The 19,765-nt window shown below is 61.5% G+C and carries 23 protein-coding genes; 8 read left to right on the top strand and 15 right to left on the bottom strand.

Features of this window, described 5'->3' with window-relative positions; all coding sequences use genetic code 11:
• Positions 1-26: 26 nt before the first annotated feature.
• From BFW87_RS29740 to cysG, 4 genes are read left to right on the top strand one after another with little or no spacing between them, the layout of a single operon-like run.
• Positions 27-1,349, top strand: coding sequence for a replication-associated recombination protein A (locus BFW87_RS29740; RefSeq protein ID WP_078743285.1), 1,323 nt, complete (start codon positions 27-29; stop codon positions 1,347-1,349).
• The gene (crcB, locus tag BFW87_RS29735) at positions 1,349-1,723 is read left to right on the top strand and encodes a fluoride efflux transporter CrcB (RefSeq protein WP_034098661.1); all 375 of its coding nucleotides are present in this window, start codon (positions 1,349-1,351) and stop codon (positions 1,721-1,723) included. The genes BFW87_RS29740 and crcB overlap by 1 nt, the downstream gene beginning before the upstream one ends.
• Before the next feature lie 16 nt (positions 1,724-1,739).
• A complete protein-coding gene (gene serS, locus BFW87_RS29730) occupies positions 1,740-3,020 on the top strand; it encodes a serine--tRNA ligase (RefSeq protein ID WP_078743284.1) in 1,281 nt (426 codons plus the stop codon).
• Positions 3,021-4,415 (top strand): siroheme synthase CysG, encoded by a 1,395-nt coding sequence (gene cysG / locus BFW87_RS29725; protein ID WP_078743283.1) that lies wholly within the window; start codon positions 3,021-3,023, stop codon positions 4,413-4,415.
• A 211-nt stretch (positions 4,416-4,626) separates the two neighbouring features.
• Here the strand turns inward: cysG and BFW87_RS29720 are convergent, their stop codons facing one another.
• The 6 genes from BFW87_RS29720 to tusD form a co-directional block, all read right to left on the bottom strand.
• Positions 4,627-5,622, bottom strand: a complete 996-nt coding sequence (locus BFW87_RS29720) for a glutathione S-transferase family protein (RefSeq protein WP_078743282.1) — start codon at positions 5,620-5,622, stop codon at positions 4,627-4,629.
• A gap of 88 nt (positions 5,623-5,710) precedes the next feature.
• On the bottom strand, positions 5,711-6,712 hold the full coding sequence (locus tag BFW87_RS29715; RefSeq protein WP_078743281.1) for a glycosyl transferase family protein: 1,002 nt from the start codon (positions 6,710-6,712) through the stop codon (positions 5,711-5,713).
• Entirely contained in the window at positions 6,709-7,044 is a 336-nt protein-coding gene (locus BFW87_RS29710; RefSeq protein ID WP_078743280.1) for a TusE/DsrC/DsvC family sulfur relay protein, read from the bottom strand. Before BFW87_RS29710 ends, BFW87_RS29715 begins: the two co-directional genes overlap by 4 nt.
• On the bottom strand, positions 7,041-7,319 hold the full coding sequence (gene tusB, locus BFW87_RS29705) for a sulfurtransferase complex subunit TusB (protein ID WP_078743279.1): 279 nt from the start codon (positions 7,317-7,319) through the stop codon (positions 7,041-7,043). Before tusB ends, BFW87_RS29710 begins: the two co-directional genes overlap by 4 nt.
• Positions 7,319-7,669: a sulfurtransferase complex subunit TusC gene (gene tusC, locus BFW87_RS29700; protein WP_078743278.1), complete on the bottom strand. Its 351-nt coding sequence runs from the start codon at positions 7,667-7,669 to the stop codon at positions 7,319-7,321. The genes tusB and tusC overlap by 1 nt, the downstream gene beginning before the upstream one ends.
• Before the next feature lies 1 nt (position 7,670).
• A complete protein-coding gene (gene tusD, locus BFW87_RS29695) occupies positions 7,671-8,063 on the bottom strand; it encodes a sulfurtransferase complex subunit TusD (RefSeq protein ID WP_078743277.1) in 393 nt (130 codons plus the stop codon).
• A gap of 157 nt (positions 8,064-8,220) precedes the next feature.
• On the opposite strand from tusD, the gene BFW87_RS29690 reads away from it, so the two are divergent.
• Complete coding sequence (locus tag BFW87_RS29690) at positions 8,221-9,396, top strand: CaiB/BaiF CoA transferase family protein (protein WP_078743276.1); 1,176 nt, start codon at positions 8,221-8,223, stop codon at positions 9,394-9,396.
• Positions 9,397-9,498: 102 nt separating this feature from the next.
• Here BFW87_RS29690 and BFW87_RS29685 read toward each other — a convergent pair whose 3' ends face one another.
• Positions 9,499-9,993: a SprT family zinc-dependent metalloprotease gene (locus tag BFW87_RS29685; protein WP_078743312.1), complete on the bottom strand. Its 495-nt coding sequence runs from the start codon at positions 9,991-9,993 to the stop codon at positions 9,499-9,501.
• Positions 9,994-10,122: 129 nt separating this feature from the next.
• Positions 10,123-10,725 (bottom strand): Yip1 family protein, encoded by a 603-nt coding sequence (locus BFW87_RS29680; RefSeq protein WP_078743275.1) that lies wholly within the window; start codon positions 10,723-10,725, stop codon positions 10,123-10,125.
• 302 nt (positions 10,726-11,027) lie between these two features.
• On the opposite strand from BFW87_RS29680, the gene ttcA reads away from it, so the two are divergent.
• Both ttcA and BFW87_RS29670 read left to right on the top strand, forming a co-directional pair.
• Positions 11,028-11,852, top strand: coding sequence for a tRNA 2-thiocytidine(32) synthetase TtcA (ttcA, locus tag BFW87_RS29675; protein WP_078743274.1), 825 nt, complete (start codon positions 11,028-11,030; stop codon positions 11,850-11,852).
• Positions 11,853-11,919: 67 nt separating this feature from the next.
• Positions 11,920-12,591 (top strand): DNA-3-methyladenine glycosylase I, encoded by a 672-nt coding sequence (locus BFW87_RS29670; protein ID WP_078743273.1) that lies wholly within the window; start codon positions 11,920-11,922, stop codon positions 12,589-12,591.
• An 87-nt stretch (positions 12,592-12,678) separates the two neighbouring features.
• Here the strand turns inward: BFW87_RS29670 and BFW87_RS29665 are convergent, their stop codons facing one another.
• From BFW87_RS29665 to arsC, 3 genes are read right to left on the bottom strand one after another with little or no spacing between them, the layout of a single operon-like run.
• Positions 12,679-13,095: a DUF2069 domain-containing protein gene (locus BFW87_RS29665; protein WP_078743272.1), complete on the bottom strand. Its 417-nt coding sequence runs from the start codon at positions 13,093-13,095 to the stop codon at positions 12,679-12,681.
• Complete coding sequence (gene wrbA, locus BFW87_RS29660; protein ID WP_078743271.1) at positions 13,079-13,693, bottom strand: NAD(P)H:quinone oxidoreductase; 615 nt, start codon at positions 13,691-13,693, stop codon at positions 13,079-13,081. The genes BFW87_RS29665 and wrbA overlap by 17 nt, the downstream gene beginning before the upstream one ends.
• Positions 13,690-14,043, bottom strand: coding sequence for an arsenate reductase (glutaredoxin) (arsC, locus tag BFW87_RS29655; protein WP_078743270.1), 354 nt, complete (start codon positions 14,041-14,043; stop codon positions 13,690-13,692). The genes wrbA and arsC overlap by 4 nt, the downstream gene beginning before the upstream one ends.
• Positions 14,044-14,158: 115 nt before the next feature.
• On the opposite strand from arsC, the gene BFW87_RS29650 reads away from it, so the two are divergent.
• Positions 14,159-14,620, top strand: coding sequence for a TlpA family protein disulfide reductase (locus BFW87_RS29650; RefSeq protein WP_078743269.1), 462 nt, complete (start codon positions 14,159-14,161; stop codon positions 14,618-14,620).
• 156 nt (positions 14,621-14,776) lie between these two features.
• On the opposite strand, the gene BFW87_RS29645 is transcribed toward BFW87_RS29650, so the two are convergent.
• The 4 genes from BFW87_RS29645 to BFW87_RS29630 all read right to left on the bottom strand — a co-directional run bounded on the left by BFW87_RS29645 (position 14,777) and on the right by BFW87_RS29630 (position 19,603).
• On the bottom strand, positions 14,777-15,181 hold the full coding sequence (locus BFW87_RS29645; RefSeq protein WP_078743268.1) for an META domain-containing protein: 405 nt from the start codon (positions 15,179-15,181) through the stop codon (positions 14,777-14,779).
• Positions 15,178-15,618 (bottom strand): hypothetical protein, encoded by a 441-nt coding sequence (locus BFW87_RS29640; protein ID WP_078743267.1) that lies wholly within the window; start codon positions 15,616-15,618, stop codon positions 15,178-15,180. The genes BFW87_RS29645 and BFW87_RS29640 overlap by 4 nt, the downstream gene beginning before the upstream one ends.
• Before the next feature lie 71 nt (positions 15,619-15,689).
• On the bottom strand, positions 15,690-16,679 hold the full coding sequence (locus BFW87_RS29635) for a 2-hydroxyacid dehydrogenase (protein ID WP_078743266.1): 990 nt from the start codon (positions 16,677-16,679) through the stop codon (positions 15,690-15,692).
• A 170-nt stretch (positions 16,680-16,849) separates the two neighbouring features.
• Positions 16,850-19,603 (bottom strand): response regulator, encoded by a 2,754-nt coding sequence (locus tag BFW87_RS29630; RefSeq protein WP_078743265.1) that lies wholly within the window; start codon positions 19,601-19,603, stop codon positions 16,850-16,852.
• Positions 19,604-19,765: the final 162 nt, after the last annotated feature.

Below are 19,765 nucleotides of genomic sequence, written 5' to 3'. Positions count from 1 at the left end.
CCGCTCAGAGGTTTCAAACGCTGCCCATGGACCTGTTTCGAACTGACCCGATCTCTCAACCTTTGGCCGCGCGCTTGCGCTCGACCAACCTGGACGAGTACGTCGGGCAAGAACACCTGCTCGCTCGCGGCAAACCTCTGCGCGAAGCCCTGGAGCAGGGTGCGCTGCACTCGATGATTTTCTGGGGGCCGCCGGGCGTGGGCAAGACCACCCTGGCGCGGCTGCTGGCGAAAGTCTCGGATGCGCACTTCGAAACCGTCTCGGCCGTACTCGCCGGTGTCAAAGAGATTCGCCAAGCCGTTGAGGTGGCCAAGCAGCAGGCCGGGCAATACGGCAAGCGCACCATCCTGTTCGTCGACGAAGTGCACCGCTTCAACAAGTCGCAGCAGGATGCGTTTTTGCCTTATGTGGAAGACGGCACGCTGATTTTTATCGGCGCCACCACTGAAAACCCTTCGTTTGAACTCAATAACGCCTTGCTGTCGCGGGCGCGGGTCTATGTGCTCAAGAGCCTGGACGAAGCGGCGATGCGCAAGCTGTTGCAGCGCGCGTTGAGCGAAGACAAGGGCTTGGGCAAGCGCCAACTGAGCCTGAGCGACGAAGGCTTCAAGATTCTGATGAGCGCCGCCGATGGCGATGGGCGCCGCTTTCTGAATCTGCTGGAGAACGCCTCCGACCTGGCCGAAGACAACAGCGAGATTGGCGTCGACCTCCTGCAAAGCTTGCTCGGCGACACGCGCCGGCGCTTCGACAAGGGCGGCGAAGCCTTTTACGACCAGATTTCTGCACTGCACAAATCCGTGCGCGGTTCCAACCCCGACGGCGCGCTGTACTGGTTTGCACGCATGATCGACGGCGGCTGCGACCCGCTGTACCTCGCGCGCCGCGTAGTACGTATGGCCAGCGAAGACATCGGCAACGCCGACCCGCGCGCCCTGAGTTTGTGCCTGGCCGCCTGGGAAGTGCAGGAGCGCCTCGGCAGCCCGGAAGGCGAGCTGGCGGTGGCCCAGGCCATTACGTATCTGGCCTGCGCGCCGAAAAGCAACGCGGTGTACATGGGCTTCAAATCCGCACTGCGCGCGGCGGCCGAACACGGTTCGCTGGAAGTGCCGCTGCACCTGCGCAACGCGCCGACCAAGCTGATGAAACAGTTGGGCTACGGCGACGAATACCGTTATGCCCACGATGAACCGGACGCCTATGCCGCCGGTGAAGACTACTTCCCCGATGACCTTGAGCCGCAGCCGTTCTACCAGCCAGTGCCCCGTGGCCTGGAGCTGAAGATCGGTGAAAAGCTCAACCATCTCGCGCAACTCGATCGACTCAGTCCCAAACAGCGGAGAAAGTAGTGCTCAAGACGATTCTTGCCGTGTCCGTAGCCGGCATCGCTGGTACATTATTGCGTTTCGCCACCGGTACGTGGGTCAGCGCCAATTGGCCGAAGCATTTTTATGCGGCGACCCTGGCGGTCAACCTGGTGGGCTGTTTGATCATCGGCTTGCTGTACGGCTGGTTCCTGTTGCGCCCGGAAGTGCCGATTGAAATTCGCGCCGGCTTGATTGTCGGCTTTGTAGGCGGTCTGACGACCTTTTCATCCTTTTCACTGGACACGCTGCGCCTGCTCGAAAGCGGGCAAGCCCTGGTAGCTTTCGGTTACCTGGGCATCAGCGTGTTCGGCGGGCTGCTCGCCACCTGGGCTGGCCTGTCCTTGACCAAACTTTGATAAACGAGAGACCGACATGCTCGATTCCAAACTGTTACGTAGCAACCTTCAGGACGTAGCGGACCGCCTGGCTTCCCGTGGCTTTGCCCTGGATGTCGCGCGCATCGAAGCGCTGGAAGAACAGCGCAAGACCGTCCAGACCCGCACCGAAGCACTGCAGGCTGAGCGCAATGCACGTTCCAAATCCATCGGTCAGGCCAAGCAGCGCGGCGAAGACATCGCGCCGCTGATGGCTGACGTCGAGCGCATGGGCACCGAGCTGTCCGAGGGTAAGGTCGAGCTGGACAAGATCCAGACCGAGCTGGACTCGATCTTGCTGGGCATCCCTAACATCCCGCACGACTCCGTGCCGGTTGGTGCAGACGAAGACGGCAACGTCGAAGTGCGCCGCTGGGGCACGCCGAAAGCCTTTGATTTCGAGATCAAGGACCACGTCGCCCTGGGCGAATTGACCGGTGGCCTGGATTTCGAAACCGCGGCAAAAATGTCCGGCGCACGCTTTGCCTTGCTACGAGGCCCGATCGCGCGCATGCACCGTGCCCTGGCGCAGTTCATGATCAACCTGCACACCGCCGAACATGGCTACGAAGAAGCCTACACGCCGTACCTGGTGCAGGCCCCGGCACTGATGGGCACCAGCCAGTTGCCGAAATTCGAAGAAGACCTGTTCAAGATCAGCCGCGACGGTGAAGCTGACCTGTACCTGATCCCGACGGCCGAAGTCTCGCTGACCAATATCGTGGCCGGCGAGATCCTCGACGCCAAGCAACTGCCGATCAAATTTGTGGCCCATAGCCCGTGCTTCCGTAGTGAAGCTGGCGCGTCGGGTCGCGACACCCGTGGCATGATCCGCCAGCACCAGTTCGACAAGGTCGAGATGGTGCAAGTGGTTGAGCCGTCGACCTCGATGGAAGCCCTGGAAGGCCTGACCGCCAACGCCGAACGCGTCCTGCAACTGCTGGAGCTGCCGTACCGCGTATTGGCGCTGTGCACCGGCGACATGGGTTTCAGCGCTGTGAAGACCTACGACCTCGAAGTGTGGGTGCCGAGCCAAGACAAGTACCGCGAAATTTCGTCGTGCTCCAACTGTGGTGATTTCCAGGCGCGTCGCATGCAGGCGCGTTTCCGTAATCCGGAAACCGGCAAGCCGGAGCTGGTGCACACCCTTAACGGTTCCGGTTTGGCCGTAGGCCGTACCCTGGTGGCCGTGCTGGAAAACTACCAGCAGGCTGACGGTTCGATCCGCGTACCTGAGGTGCTCAAGCCTTACATGGCGGGCGTTGAGGTCATCGGCTAAATGGAATTTCTGCCGCTGTTTCATAACCTGCGCGGCAGTCGTGTGTTGGTCGTCGGTGGCGGGGAGATTGCCTTGCGCAAATCCCGGCTGCTGGCCGACGCCGGTGCGTTGCTGCGGGTGGTTGCTCCCCAGATTGAAGACCAGTTGCGTGAACTGGTGCTGGGCAGTGGCGGGGAATTGATGATGCGCGGTTATCAGGAGGCCGACCTCGACGGTTGCACCCTGATCATCGCGGCCACCGACGACGAGCCACTGAACGCGCAAGTCTCTGGTGATGCCAAGCGCCGTTGCGTGCCGGTCAATGTGGTGGACGCGCCCGCCTTGTGCAGCGTGATCTTCCCGGCAATTGTCGACCGTTCACCCTTGGTGATTGCTGTGTCCAGCGGCGGCGATGCGCCGGTGCTGGCACGCTTGATTCGGGCCAAGCTGGAAACCTGGATTCCGTCCACCTACGGCCAATTGGCCGGGTTGGCGGCGCGTTTTCGTGCCCAGGTCAAAGGGTTGTACCCGGATGTGCAGCAACGCCGCGCGTTCTGGGAAGAGGTGTTTCAAGGCCCGATTGCTGACCGCCAGTTGGCCGGGCAGGGTCATGAAGCCGAGCGTCTGTTGATCGAAAAGGTCAACGGCAAGCCGCCGCATGCGCCAGGTGAAGTTTACCTGGTGGGCGCAGGCCCGGGTGATCCGGACCTGCTGACCTTTCGTGCCCTGCGCTTGATGCAGCAAGCCGACGTGGTGCTGTATGACCGCTTGGTGGCGCCTGCGATTCTTGAGCTATGCCGTCGCGACGCCGAGCGTGTGTATGTCGGCAAGCGCCGCGCCGATCATGCGGTGCCGCAAGACCAGATCAATCAGCAATTGGTGGACCTGGCCAAACAAGGCAAGCGCGTGCTGCGCCTCAAGGGCGGTGACCCGTTTATCTTCGGGCGCGGTGGTGAAGAAATTGAGGAATTGGCAGCCCACGGTATTCCATTCCAGGTGGTGCCGGGCATTACGGCGGCCAGTGGTTGCGCGGCGTATGCCGGGATACCGCTGACCCACCGTGACTATGCGCAATCCGTGCGGTTTATCACCGGGCACTTGAAGGACGGGACCTCGGACCTGCCTTGGAATGACCTGGTTGGGCCTTCGCAGACCCTGGTGTTCTACATGGGTTTGATCGGTTTGCCGATCATCTGCGAACAGCTGATCAAGCATGGACGTGCCGCAGATACCCCGGCGGCGTTGATCCAGCAGGGCACCACGTCAAACCAACGCGTGTTCACCGGCACCCTGGCGGACTTGCCGCGCATGGTGGCGGAGCATGAAGTGCATGCGCCGACACTGGTGATCGTGGGTGAAGTGGTGGTGTTGCGTGAGAAGCTGAAGTGGTTTGAAGGCGCTCAGTCTGAGGTTTAACACTGCTGGTATGACGAGAGCGCCTGTTGTGGCGATCGGGCTTCCTGTGGCGAGCGGGCTTGCCCCGCGTTGGGCTGCGTAGCAGCCCTAAAACCAGACACCGCGTTCTGCCAGACAGAACGCGGTGTTTTTATTGGGGCTGCTACGCAGCCCAACGCGGGGCAAGCCCGCTCGCCACAGAAAGCCCGCTCGCCACAGGGATAGGGTGGTATCAGTTCCAGACGCCTTTACCGCTCAATCGCTCCCGATCATGTTCGGCATCAAACGCTTGCATCGGGCCTTTGGGCACAATCCCCGTCGGGTTGATCGTGCGGTGACTCGCATAGTAATGCCCCTTGATATGCGCAAAATCCACCGTCTCGGCTACCCTCGGCCACTGATACAACTCCCTTAGCCAGTTCGACAAGTTCGGATAATCGGCAATCCTGCGTAAGTTGCACTTGAAGTGACTGTAATACACCGCATCAAAGCGAATCAGCGTGGTAAACAGGCGCACATCGGCTTCGGTCAGGTACTCGCCGGCCAGGTAACGATGGTCAGCCAAATGCTGTTCCAGGTGATCCAGCTCAGCAAACACATCATCAAACGCACTTTCATACGCCTGCTGCGAAGTGGCGAAGCCTGCGCGATAAACCCCATTGTTCACGGCGGGATAGATGCGATCGTTCAAGGCGTCGATAGCCGGACGCAGCGCCTCGGGGTAGAAATCCAGTGTATTGCCGGTCAACGCGTTAAACGCGCTGTTGAACATGCGGATAATCTCCGCTGACTCATTACTCACAATGCGCTTCAGCTTTTTATCCCACAGCACCGGCACGGTTACGCGGCCGGTGTAGTCGGCAGTGTCGGCGGTGTAGCGCTGGTGCATGAAGTCGAAATGATCCAGCTTGTCGCCGGTTGAGCCGTGGGCCTTGTCGAAGGTCCAGCCGTTTTCCAGCATCAGCCAGCTGACCACGGACACGTCGATCAGGCCTTCCAGCCCTTTGAGTTTGCGCATAATCAAGGTGCGATGGGCCCACGGGCAGGCGAGGGACACATAGAGGTGATAGCGCCCGGCCTCGGCCTTGAAGCCGCCTTCGCCGCTCGGCCCGGGCGCGCCATCGGCAGTCACCCAATGGCGGCGCTGGGCCTGTTCGCGCTGGAATGCGCCATCTGCGCTACTTTCGTACCACTGGTCTTTCCAGTGTCCTTCGATCAGCAAACCCATGACTGGCTCCTCGGCTAATAAGCGTTGGAGCCCAGTCTAAAGGGATGAGTTCGAACTAAAAGCGCAAAGAGCGGGGCTCAATCATCGATTAAATCGATTTATCCCGCGCGTCCCAATACTGCTTGGCCAATTCAAATGCCTGCTCCCGCGCGTGGCCGAGGCCGCGCAAGGCCAACGCCATGGTGGCGATCAGCGCCAGTTGCGGGTAGCTGTCTTGCACATCACCGCGCCACAGGGCCTTCAAGTGTTCGGGCTCCAGGCTGGCCGGTTTGACGTGGCGCTGGGCGGAGAGGGCGGGCCACTCTTCGTCCCAGCTTTCGCCGCCGGTGGTGCCGTACAGGTGGCTCACGGAATCGGGGTTGATCTCGATCTCGCCGCCATCGCCCTTCACCACAATCACATTGTCGCCGAGCAGGCCGCTGGCATCGCGGTGCACGCCCTGGTAGCCCGGATGGAAAATGCTTTGCAGGCCAAGTCGTGCGTTGAGCGGGTTAAGCAGGCGCGCGAGCGAGTGAATCGGCGAGCGCAGGCCCAGAGTATTGCGCAAGTCGATCATGCGTTGCAGTTGCGGCGCCCAGTCGCCCAGCGGGATAAAGGCCAGGTTAGCGTGTTCATAGGCCGCTTCGACCTGCTGCCAGTTGCGGCACAGCGGGATCTGCAAACCTTCCAGCAGTTGCTCTGTGTACAACCGCCCGGCCGTGTGCGCGCCGCCGCCGTGCATGAGGATGCGCACGCCGTTTTGCGCCAGGCACTTGGCGGCCAGCAGGTACCACGGCAGGTGGCGTTTTTTGCCGGCGTAGGTCGGCCAGTCGATGTCCACGTTCAGCGCCGGGGCGTGCAGGCGTTCGCGCACGGCTTCGGTGAAACCGGCCAGCTCTTCCGGGCTTTCTTCTTTGTGGCGCAGCAACATCAGGAAGGCGCCGAGCTGGGTGTCTTCGACTTTTTCGTCGAGCAACATGCCCATGGCTTCGCGGGCTTCCTCGCGAGTGAGGTTACGCGCGCCGCGTTTGCCTTTGCCCAGGATGCGCACGAACTGCGCAAACGGGTGCTCGGCAGGGGTTTCAAGGGTCAGCGGGGCAAAGTCGGTCATAAGCAATTCGTCGGCCTGGGCAGGCCCGCCAGCTTGGCGGCGAGTTTGGCGGGAGTGCCGTTGAACAGTTTATTGAGGTGCAGGCTGTTGCCCTTTTCCGCGCCCAGCTTCAAGGCGGTGTACTTGATCAGCGGGCGCGTGGCGGGGGACAGCTGGAATTCGGTGTAGAACTGGCGCAGCAGCTCAAGGATTTCCCAATGGGCCGGGGTCAACTCCAAGGGTTCGGCGGCGGCCAGGGCATTGGCTACGTCGGTGGACCATTGGTTCAGGTCGACGAGGTAGCCGTCCTTGTCCAGCTCAAGGGTGTGTTCGCCTACGGTCAGGGTGTTCATAGCCAGGTATTGACCTTGTCGTAGTCGATCGACAGTTGCACAAAACCTGGATAGTCCACGCTGTCGGCCCAGTCCGGCAGGGGCAGGTCGCGCGCCTGCATGTCCTCGGCCAGCACAAAGACCTTCACGCCTCTGGTTTGCAGGGCCGGGTTGTGCAGGCCGTAGGCGCCGTCGCCGCACAGCAGTATTGCGTCTTGACTGGCGCAAACACGCAGGCAACTGGCCAGACGGCTGTCGGTAAACGGGGAGTGGGACACCACATGTAAAGTCGACATCAGAGGGTCATCACCTGGTCGTAACGGTCAATCAGCGTGGAGATTTCTGCGCTGTTCAGGGGTTGAGCGCTGGCGGGCGAGGCGAGACCGCGCTCGGCCAGGCTATGGCTGCAGGCGAACACGTCATCGACGCCGAACAGGCCCAGCGCCTGCAAGTTGGCGCTGAGGTCTTTTTGCTGCAGGGCTTTGGCGTCCTGATGGGGTGCCAGCTGGAACACGCCGTCGTCCATAAACAGCAGGCCAATCGGCAGGTCGAACGCGCCACCGGCCAGCACGATATCCAGCGCTTCCCGCGCGCCCGGCCCGGACCACGGGGCTTGGCGGCTGATGACTAACAAGGATTTGGACATGTCACGGCCCTCCAAAACAGATCAGGCGGTCGGCGGTCTGCACGGCGTCGTGCAATTGACCCAGACCCGACAGCGCCCACGGCGCGTCAAGGTTGACCGCAGTGCGCTGATAGCGCGTGGCTTCTTCGCCGTTAAGCACGCCACGGCGCAAGGCGGCGGCGATGCACACCACGCCGTCTAGCTGGTGCGCGCTGACAAACTCGCGCCACTGGCGGGCAATGTCCTGCTCATCCTGCGGCGTAACGAGGTTATTGGCGGCGCTGTACACGCCGTCCTGATAAAAAAACAGCCGCACAATCTCATGCCCGCCGGCCAACGCTGCCTGGGCGAACAGCAGGGCGCGGCGCGAGGAGGGCGCATGGGCGGCGGAAAACACGGCAATCGCAAACTTCATGGAACACTCTGAGCGCAAACGTGGGCCAATGATAAAGCCGCCGCCGCGAAAAAGCCCGCCGTGATCAAAACGGTCACTGTGGTTGATCGTTCTGACGATTGCCCGCAGGTCAAAGCGTGCCTAGTCTGTGGGCATTCAAAACGGAAACGGAGCCCCCATGTCAGGTCCCTTGGCGTCCCTCAAAGTGCTGGATTTTTCCACCTTGCTGCCCGGCCCGTTTGCGTCCCTGATGCTCGCGGACATGGGCGCCGAGGTGCTGCGCATCGAGTCACCCACGCGCATGGACCTGCTGCGGGTGTTGCCGCCCCATGATCAGGGGACCTCGGCGAGCCACGCCTATCTCAATCGCAATAAACGCAGCCTGGCGCTGGATCTCAAAAAGAACGAGGCGCTGGAGATCGTGCGCGAGTTGGTGAAGGACTATGACATTGTCCTCGAGCAGTTTCGCCCCGGCGTGATGGAGCGCCTGGGCCTGGGTTATGAGGCGCTGAAGGCGATCAATCCCCGGCTGATTTATGTGTCGATCACCGGTTACGGCCAGACCGGGCCCTACAAGGACCGCGCCGGGCACGATATCAATTACCTGGCGCTGGCGGGCGTGGCCAGTCATACCGGGCGCCGGGACAGCGGGCCTCTGCCGCTGGGCGTGCAGTTGGCTGACGTTGCTGGCGGTTCGCTGCATGCGGTGGTGGGATTACTTGCGGCAGTGATCGCGCGCCAGCACAGCGGGGTCGGGCAATCCCTGGATGTGAGCATGACCGATTGCTCGTTCAGCCTGAACGCCATGGCCGGCGCGGGTTATCTGGCCTGTGGCGTGGAACCGGATCGGGAAACCCATGTGCTTAATGGTGGCAGTTTTTACGATTATTACCGTTCCCGCGATGGACGCTGGATGTCGGTCGGCAGCCTGGAACCCGCGTTTATGCAGCCATTGTGTGAAGCGCTGGGAAGGCCTGAGTTGGCCGCGCAAAGCCTCAAGCCCGAGCATCAGAAGGCCCTCAAACTGGCGCTGCAGGTGGAGTTTGAAAAGCGCAGCTTTGCGGAACTGCGTGCGCTGTTTGCCGGGGTGGATGCGTGTGTTGAGCCGGTTCTGAGCCTGAGTGAAGCGGTGGAGCATCCGCAGTTGAAAGCGCGGGAACTGGTTAGCCAGGTGCCCAGGGGGGATGGCTCGACGCAGGCGCAGATTGCCTGCCCGCTGAAGTTTTCAAAGGGTTTGCCGGCGCCTCGGCATATTGGGGCTGCGGTGGGGGCGCACAGTGATGAGGTGTTGGCGGAGTTGGGGATGAGTGCTCAGCGGATAGCCGAGTTGCGGCAGGCCAGAGTGGTGGGGTGACTGAGCGGGCGCCATCGCAGGCAAGCCCGCTCCCACATTGGACTGTGTTGTCCGGCCGATCACCGGTCAACTGTGGGAGCTGGCTTGCCTGCGATGAGGCCCTCACTCCACCCGGGTTTCCCCGGTAAACACCAAGGTATGCCGACACCGCCGGCACAAATACCGCCTGCCCTGACTCACCAGCGCATGGCGCTGCGACGAAAACGGAAAATCACTGTCCGCACACGGGCATCGGTAGATGTACCGGGTCACCTGCCGTCGCTTGATCTCATAGGTATGGCAGCGATCCGGCGGCAGTTCGTAGACTCCGCGCATGATCAATTGCCATTCCTCGCCATGGGGCTGGATACGCTCGCCAAATAACTGGTGGGCGATCAGGTGCGCCACTTCGTGAGCCACGGTCTGTTTCAGGAAGTGTTGGCTGTTTTCACGGTACAACTGGGGGTTGAAACGCAGCAGGTTCTCGTGCAAATGCGCGACACCGGCCTTCTGGCCCCGCAGCTTGAGGCTGACCTGGGGGCGTTTGAAGCTTCGTTTAAAAAAGGATTCGGCTTGCAGGAAACAATCTTCGACGCGGGTATTGAGTTGCTCGGGCATGCTGACCATATCTCCAGAGACCCCGAGTATGCCGCAAAGCTGAGTGTTTCCGAATCTGTCAGGCGCCGAATGGTCATGTCGAATGCACAAAGCCACCTTTCGGTGGCTTTGGCTGCGGTTTTTAATGACTCAGTTGGTGTAGATCGGGCCTACGCCCAGGCCCCAGACGATCACGGTAAACGCCATGATCGCCACCAGAACCACAAGCCCCACCGCCAGCACCGAGCTGGAAAACAGGAAACCCTCGTCCGGGTCGATGTTCATGAAGGTCGGCAGCCCCACATACAGCAGGTACACCGTGTAACAGATGGCGGCCGTGCCCACGACCATTCCCAGCCACATATGCGGGTAGAGCGCTGACAGTCCGCCGATAAACAAGGGAGTAGCCGTGTAGGTGGCAAACGCCACGCAACGCGCCATGCTGGGGTTGGCATCGTAGGTGCGGGCCATCCAGTGAATAAACGCGCCCATCACCGCCACGCCGCCGAGCATGGCGACATACGACATAAGGGTCATCCACAACGCACTTTCCACGGTCAGCATCACCGGGGCACGGCTGCCGATGACCCAGCCCACCTGGGTGGTACCGATAAAGGCGGATACGGCGGGGATCGCCGCAAGAATCAGCGTATGGGTGAGGTACATGTGGCTGATGCTTTCTTCCTTATCGCCACGAATTTCCCGCCATTCCCTGTCGGGATGGGTAAACAGCCCCACGACGTGATGGATCATGCCAGTCACTCCTGTCGTTATTACCATCGCCCCCCATCGGAGCGCCCACCGGCCAGATGGCCTGAAAGGTCTGGATATATGTGCGACCTCAAGTCGCAGTATAGGAAGTGATGCCCGGAAAAACTGTAGGGCCTTTAGAGCAAATCGCGCTGTAAACACTGGGCTTAATCGCGGTGGGGTCTGTCAGAGGTCACCTCGATTGGGGTGGGAGCTGGCTTGCCAGCTCCCAGATTGGAACTCGGTCGCTCATAACGCTAAAATGCCCGGCTTTTCGTCACACACCTTTAGCGGATCCAAGCGCCATGGGCACTCTTACGGTCAACCAGAACAAACTGCAAAAACGCCTGCGTCGCCTGGCCGGTGAAGCGGTCGCCGATTTCAACATGATCGAAGACGGCGACAAGGTCATGGTGTGCCTCTCCGGCGGCAAAGACAGCTACACGATGCTCGATGTGCTGCTGCACCTGCAAAAGGTCGCGCCGATCAAATTCGAGATCGTTGCCGTCAACATGGACCAGAAACAACCGGGCTTTCCCGAACAGGTGCTGCCGGCCTACCTCAAAGAACTGGGCGTGGACTACCACATCGTTGAAAAAGACACCTATTCGGTGGTCAAGGAACTGATCCCGGAAGGCAAGACCACCTGTTCGCTGTGCTCGCGCCTGCGTCGCGGCACGCTCTACACCTTCGCCGATGAGATTGGCGCAACCAAGATGGCCCTCGGTCATCACCGCGACGACATCGTTGAAACCTTCTTCCTCAACATGTTCTTCAACGGCTCCCTCAAGGCCATGCCGCCCAAGCTGCGCGCAGACGACGGGCGCAACGTGGTGATCCGCCCGCTGGCGTATTGCAACGAGAAGGACATCCAGGCCTACTCCGACCTCAAGCAGTTTCCGATCATCCCGTGCAACCTGTGCGGCTCTCAGGAAAACCTGCAGCGCCAGGTGGTCAAGGACATGCTGCTGGACTGGGAGCGCAAGACCCCGGGCCGTACCGAAAGCATCTTCCGCAGCCTGCAGAACGTGCAGCCGTCGCAACTGGCTGACCGCAACCTGTTCGACTTCACAGGCCTCAAGATCGACGAGAGCGCCGCCTCGCGCTTCGTCAATGTAGTGAACCTCTAAGCCATTTCAATGCTCTGACACACGGCGCTTGCGGGCGCCGTTTTCAATTCAATTCCCGGGAGAGGGCATGCGCGATTACAAGTGGCTGCACGAATATTGTCTGAACCGCTTCGGCTCAGCCGCCAAGCTGGACGCCCACCTCGCTGTGCCCAAGACCCCGGCGCAGTTGCGCAAGATCAGCGATGACCGTTACCTGTCGACCCTGGCGCTGCGGGTATTTCGCGCCGGTTTGAAACACAGCGTGGTGGATGCCAAGTGGCCGGCGTTTGAGCAGGTATTCTTCGGTTTCGACCCTGAAAAAGTGGTGTTGATGGGCGCCGAGCACCTCGAACGCCTGATGCAGGACACGCGCATCATCCGTCACCTGGGCAAACTCAAGAGTGTGCCGCGCAATGCGCAGATGATTCTGGATATCGAGCAGGAAAAAGGCAGTTTCGGCGCGTTTATCGCTGATTGGCCGGTCACCGATATCGTCGGGTTATGGAAATACCTGAGCAAACACGGCCACCAGCTGGGCGGTCTGTCAGCCCCGCGTTTCCTGCGGATGGTGGGCAAGGATACGTTTGTGCCAAGTGATGACGTGGTGGCGGCGTTGAATGCGCAGAAGATCGTCGACAAGGCGCCGACCAGCCTGCGGGATTTGGCGACGGTGCAGGCAGCTTTCAATCAATGGCATGCCGAGAGTGGGCGGCCGATGTGTCAGTTGTCGATGATGCTGGCCTATACAGTGAATCATTGAGACCGAGGTGGACCTATCGCAGGCAAGCCAGCTCCCACAGGGGAATGCATTCCAATGTGGGAGCTGGCTTGCCTGCGATAGCGATTTTCAGGCCACCACAGGTTCAGCCAAGCGCCGATTCAACTGATGCCGCCAGCGCACATACAACAGCGCCGTACAAAACACCGCCAGACTCGCCAGCATTTCCAACACGCCAAACCACTGCCGGTTCGGGTCATACGCCGCCAGCGCGCCTTTGATGAAATACAAATTCACCACAAAACACATCCACGAATGCCCGCGTGCGCTGCCGAGCAACATCCCTGGCGCCAACACCAGCAGCGGCACCAGCTCGATCAGCAGGATCACCCACGGGCGCGCACCGTGCAGGTCGGCGACAAACAGGTAGTACCCGCACAACAACCCCACCAGGCTCAAAAACGCCAGCAGGCTCAGCACTCGCGCGACCTTCACCCGTGGCGCCAGCCACGCCTGGGAGGGCAGGACCTTAGGCTTCCTGGCCACGGCCGTTCTCCAGCAGGATCGCGGTTTTCGCCAGGCGCAGGCCCAGGGCCCGGCACAGGGCGATTTCATGTTGATCCAGCATGCGCTTGCCATCCGGCCCCGCGTGGTGGCTGGCGCCATACGGCGTGCCGCCGCCTTGGGTGTCGAGCAAGGCCTGTTCGCTGTAAGGCAGGCCGGTGATCAGCATGCCGTGGTGCAGCAGTGGCAGCAGCATCGACATCAGCGTGGTTTCCTGGCCGCCGTGCAGGCTGGCAGTCGAGGTGAACACCCCGGCCGGCTTGCCAACGAGGGCGCCCGTGAGCCACAGGTTGCTGGTGCCGTCGATAAAGTACTTGAGCGGCGCGGCCATGTTGCCGAAGCGCGTCGGGCTGCCGAGCGCCAGGGCCGAGCAGTTTTTCAGGTCGTCGAGGCTGGCGTACAGCGCCCCTTCGTCCGGGATGCTCGGCGCCACGGCCTCGCACTCGGTGGAAATCGCCGGCACCGTGCGCAGGCGCGCTTCCAGTCCGGCCTGCTCGATGCCGCGCGCAATCTGACGCGCCATTTCGCTCACCGAGCCGTTGCGGCTGTAATACAACACCAGCACATAGGGCGTACTCACGGCAGAATCTCCAGCACGTTTTCCGGCGGGCGGCCGATGATGGCTTTGCTGGCAGTTTCCAGGATCGGGCGCTCCATCAGCTTGGGATGTTCAGCAATGGCAGCGATGAGTTGCGCTTCGCTGAGGCTGGCGTCCGCCAGGTTGAGGGCTTTGTATTCGTCTTCACCGGTGCGCAACAGTTGGCGCGCGCTGATGCCGAGTTTGCCGAGCAGGGCCTTTAACTGCGCGGCGGTCAGCGGGGTTTCCAGGTAGCGCACCACGGTTGGCGTGAGGCCGCGGGCTTCGAGCAGTTCGAGCGCACCGCGGGATTTCGAGCAGCGCGGGTTGTGATAAAGCGTCAGATCGGTCATGTGCGGGTCGCATCTTGCGTAAGGTGGCGGGTATTCTACCCGGGCTGCGCCCCGTCCTTAAACCGTAAGAGGCGACAGGTCGCAGCCAACGTTCATTTTTACGAAGGATTACCCCATGACAAGTCGACTGATCGGTGCATTGGCGATCATCACAACCCTGCTGCTCAGCGGCTGCGGTAACGATTACGGCGTTGACCAAAATGGCAAGAAAGTAGAGGCCGAGCGCTTGGACAAACAGTGGGTGGTGGTCAATTACTGGGCCGAATGGTGTGGCCCGTGCCGCACGGAGATTCCCGAGCTGAATGCGCTGGCCGAACAGCTGAAAGGGCAGAATGTGGGCGTGTTCGGGGTCAACTTCGATAATGTGCAGGGTGAAGAACTCAAGGCCGCCAGTGAGAAACTGGGGATCAAGTTCACTGTGCTGGCGCAGAACCCGGAAGAGATTTTCGATATTCCGCGCAGTGAGGCGCTGCCGGTGACCTACATCATTGATGACAAGGGCAAGGTGCGTGAGCAGTTGATGGGTGAGCAGACGGCGGAAGGCGTGCTGGCCAAGCTCAAGGCCTTGCGCGGTTAAAGCAACAACACAAAACCAATGTGGGAGCGGCGGTGCGACGATTCGACTTGCTCGCGAAAGCGCCGGATCAGACAACACATCTATGACTGATCCACCGCATTCGCGAGCAAGCCCGCTCCCACATTTTGACCTCGCTCAATCCTGAAGTTGGTACTGTCAGCCTTCTTCAAGCCACAGGCGAATCGGCTTGCCTTCGGCCGGCCAGAAGCGCGCCTGCTCAATCGGCGAAATGTCCCAACGCTCGACACCTTGCAGGGCCTGGAAGAAGCGCTGTTCCTGCTCCATCAGGGCCTCGGCGCAGAGTTTGCGGGTGCTGCCGACCTTGCCGAAGCTGAGCTTGTCGCCCTCGACGGTGTAGGGCGCAAACCAGTGGTTGCAACCGCCATTGCCGTAGGCACGGCCGTCAGCGCCGAGGGTGACGGTCAGGTGCGCGTAATCCATCAGCGGTCGCTCGCCAATCCATTCCACCACGTAGCTGTGATCCTGCTCCAGCTTCACCGCATCGCCCGCACAACCAGTCAGGCCAACCCCGACGGTGGCCAGCACGAGCAGGCCTTTCATTGCCCGGCCTGCTGGCATTTCGGGCAGCGGTGCTTGTCGCCTGCGGTGGCCCAGCCCAATTCCTTGATGCGCGCATTGGCGGCCGGTTGCAGCGGCTCTTTGCTCAGCTTGGTTTCCACCGCAAATTCAAAGTCGAGCACGGTGTCGCAGCTGTCGCAGTTAACTTTCCAGGTGTGAATCTCCAACTCGCCGAACTTCGGCCCCTGGGCCATGGCGACCCACTGGCCCGCCGGGCGGATGGAGTAGCGCGCATCACCTTCGACGGTCAGGCGCATCGACAGGGTTTTACTGCCGCGCAGAGTGACGATCAGTACGTCGCCATGCTTGATCGAACCCCCATTGCCGGTGATCTGGTAACGGCCCGGCACCAGGGCGCGGCATTCGATGAGGGTGTGTTGCGGGCTCAGCAAGCTGAAGCGGAAATCGTGTTCGGCCATGGATCCTCCAAATAGGCGCGGCATCCTATCACGGGTGCCGGCTCATCATGAGCGCTGTATGTGACCGCTGATCATCCTTCGACGAGGTTGTGCGGCTGGCCCTCTGCCCACGCGGCAATGTTCGCCAGGGTGGTGCCGGCAATCGCTGCCAGGGCCTCGCGGGTGAGGAAGGCCTGGTGCGCGGTGATGATCACGTTGGGGAAGGTCAGCAGGCGCGCGAGCACGTCATCCTGCAGGGGCAGGTCGGAACGGTCCTCGAAAAACAGCTGCGCTTCTTCCTCATACACATCCAGCCCCAGATAGCCGAGCTGGCCGTTCTTGAGGGCTTCGATCAGCGCGGGCGTGTCGACCAACCCGCCGCGCCCGGTATTGATCAACATCGCGCCGGGCTGCATATGGGCCAGAGACTCGGCGTTGATCAGGTGTTTGCTGTCGTCAGTCAGCGGGCAGTGCAGGCTGATGATCTGCGCCTGGGCCAGCAGCTCGGGCAGGCCCACGTAGCGGCCGCCAAGCGCCTCGACCTGCGGGTTGGGAAAGGGGTCATGTGCGAGCAACCGGCAGCCGAAACCGGCCATGATGTTGGCGAACGTCGCGCCGATCTGCCCGGTGCCGACTACGCCGACGGTCTTGCCCACCAGGTCGAAGCCGGTGAGGCCATGCAGGCTGAAATCGCCGTCACGGGTGCGGTTGTAGGCGCGGTGCAGGCGGCGGTTGAGGGCGAGGATCAGTGCGACGGCATGTTCGGCGACGGCGTGGGGCGAGTAAGCCGGAACACGCACGATACTCAGGCCCAGACGTTTGGCGGCGGCCAGGTCGACATGGTTGTAACCGGCCGAGCGCAAGGCAATCAGGCGGGTACCGCCTTTCGCCAGCTGTTCCAGCACCGGGGCGCTGAGGTCGTCGTTGATAAACGCGCAGACCACCTCGTGGTGTTCGGCCAGGGCCGCGGTGTCGAGGTTGAGGCGGGCGGGCTGGAAGTGCAGCTCCACACCCGCCGGTAGCGGCTCGCCGAGAAAGCTGTCGCGGTCGTAGGTCTGACTGCTGAAAAGAATGACGCGCATCAAAAAGCTCCCTGCACTCACTGAAATAAACCCATCACCCTGTGGGAGCTGGCTTGCCTGCGATAGCCTCGCCTCGGTTTGACAGGCATACCGAGTCGTCTGCATCGCAGGCAAGCCAGCTCCCACAGAAAAAGCCCATTCCCTACAGAAAACCATTCCCTACAGAAAGTCTACGCGTTGACCCGTGCCTCACTGGCCAGCCGGGCTATCGCCATGTCCAGTTCATCCAGCGCCGCCATGGCCTTGGCGTCGTCCTGCTTGAGCAGCGTCTCGGCGCGTTGGCAGGCGGCGCGCAATTGCGGCACGCCACAGTAGCGGGTGGCGCCGTGCAGGCGGTGTACGCGTTCGATCAGCGCGTTGTTGTCCTTGGCTTCGCGGGCGATGGTGATGGCCTGACGGTCAGCTTCCAGCGAGGCCAGCAACATGGCGAGCATATCGGCGGCCAGGTCGGACTTGTTGGCAGCCAGGCGCAGACCTTCTTCGTGGTCCAGCACCAACAGTTTCACGCCAGGCCCCAGATTATCGGTGTTGCGCTCCGGGCCTTGATTGCGCAGGGCCAGGCCGGTCCATTTCAGTACCACCTGAGCCAATTGCCGCTCGCTGATCGGTTTGGTCAGGTAATCGTCCATGCCGCTTTGCAGCAATGCGCGTTTCTCGTTCGCCATGGCGTGGGCGGTGAGGGCCACCACCGGTAGCGGTGTGCCGTGGCGCTCGCTTTCCCATTGGCGGATCGCTTCGGTGCTTTGGCGACCGTCCATGCCGGGCATCTGCACGTCCATCAGCACCAGGTCGAAGGTTTCCTGCTTGACCGCATCAATGGCGGCATAGCCACTTTCCACGGCATGCACCTTGGCGCCCATGTCTTCAAGCAGGGTTTGCACCAGCAGCAGGTTGGCCGGGTTATCGTCCACGCACAACACGCGCGGTGCCCGGCTGGACAGGGGCTCGCCAGGCTCGTTGCGCAGCGGGCGCGGGCTGATCAGGTCGGCGAGGGCGCGGCGCAACTTGCGTGTACACGCAGGTTTGGCCTGCAACTGGCTGTTAGGGTTGGGCACCGATTGGTTGAACAGCATCTGCTCGGTGGTCGGGCACAGCACCAGCACCTTGCAGCCCAGGTGTTCGAGGTCCCACAGGTGTTGGTTGAGGCGTTCGGGCGGTATGTCATTGGCGGTGACGCCGAGTACCGCCAGGTCAATCGCCTGTTCGGTCTGATGGGCGCTGGTGATGCCATTGGTCAGGCTTTCGAGGGTATTGAACGGGGTGACTTCCAGGCCGCAGTCTTCCAACTGATGTTGCAGGGCCTGGCGCGCCAGTTCGTGGTTTTCCAGTACTGCCACGCGACGGCCGAGCAGCGGCGCGGAGGGCAGGTCGTCAACGTCGTCGCGGGTTTTGGGCAGGCTCAGGCTGATCCAGAATTCCGAGCCTTCGCCCGGCGTGCTGTCCACGCCGATCTCGCCGCCCATCTGCTCGATCAAGCGTTTGGATATGACCAGCCCCAACCCGGTGCCGCCGGGTTGGCGCGACAGCGAATTGTCTGCCTGGCTGAACGCTTGGAACAGTGCGCGCACGTCCTGGTTGGACAAGCCGATGCCGGTGTCTTGCACGCTGATGCGCAGTTGAACGCTGTCTTCCTCCTCGTCCTCAACCATCGCCCGGGCGACGATAGTGCCTTCGCGGGTGAACTTGATCGCGTTGCTGATCAGGTTGGTCAGGATCTGTTTGAGGCGCAGCGGGTCGCCCACCAGCGCCAGCGGGGTGTCGCGGTACACCAGGCTGACCAGTTCGAGCTGCTTGGCATGGGCGGCGGGGGCGAGGATGGTCAGGGTGTCTTGCAGCAAATCGCGCAGGTTGAACGGCACGCTATCGAGCACCAGCTTGCCGGCCTCGATTTTCGAGAAGTCGAGGATCTCGTTGATGATGCCCAGCAAGTTGTCGGCGGACTTTTCGATGGTGCCCAGGTAATCCAGCTGACGCGGCGACAGCTCGCTTTTTTGCAGCAGGTGGGTGAAACCGAGGATGCCGTTGAGCGGGGTGCGGATTTCATGGCTCATGTTGGCCAGGAACTCGGACTTGATGCGGCTGGCCTCCAGGGCTTCCTTGCGCGCCAGGTCCAGCTCGATGTTCTGGATTTCGATGGTTTCCAGGTTCTGGCGCACGTCTTCGGTGGCCTGGTCGATGCTGTGCTGCAATTCTTCCTGGGCATTTTGCAGGGTTTCGGCCATGCGGTTGATGCCCGAGGCCAACTGGTCCAGCTCCTGGCTACCCAAGGGCGGCAGGCGGGTTTCGAGGTTGCCGTCCTTGAGCTGGGCGACGGCTTGCTTGATCTGGCCGATCGGCGAATTGATCGTGCGGCTGATGCGCAGCGCCAGCGCGGCGGTGCAGATCAGGCCGATGGCGATCAACAGCAGACTGGCGAACAGGCTGCGGTAGCCGCGCAGCAGCATGCCGTTGTGGGACAGTTCCACCTCGACCCAGCCCAGCAGGCGGTCGGCTTCGTCGGGAATCAGTTCACCGGCGAGGTTGCGATGGCGTCCGAATACCGGCAGCAGGTAGCGCGTGGCGTCATTGCCAGTGCGCTGCAGCAGGTGCGAGCTGTTGCCCACGGGCGCCTGGTTGAGCATGGTCGGGCCGGCGTGGGCCAGGGGCGAGCGGTCCGGCGCGAGGAACGACACGGCGCGCACGTCCGGCTGCTCCAGGGACTGGGTGGCGATACGCTCAAGCAAGTCGGTATTTTTGACGCTCAGGGCAGGCGCTACCAGCGGCGCCAATTGCTCGGCAATCATTTCGCCGCGTTGCAGCAACTGGGTCTGCAACTCCGACAGCTGCATCCAGGTGAAATAGCCCCCCAACAACAAGGCCATCAGGCTGGTCGGTAATAAGGTCAGCAACAGTACGCGGCCTTTTATCCCCATTCTTCTAAGCACGCCACTCTCCTGCTACCACACTGTTATCAATTATCCGCACGGGCATCCGGCCCGCGCCACCTGCGCAGTGTAGCCATTTGCTGGCTTCAGAATCTTGCAAATTGATGACGTGCCGCAATCTTCCGGCCATTGGCCGCCGGCTGGCGATTGCCTGCGGCCGTT

Origin of the sequence: Pseudomonas fluorescens, assembly GCF_002022275.1 — a bacterium.
GTDB classification, from domain to species: Bacteria; Pseudomonadota; Gammaproteobacteria; order Pseudomonadales; family Pseudomonadaceae; genus Aquipseudomonas; species Aquipseudomonas fluorescens_AJ.
Note: the sequence above shows the minus strand (reverse complement) of the source record. Positions and strands in the feature narration are given on the sequence as shown.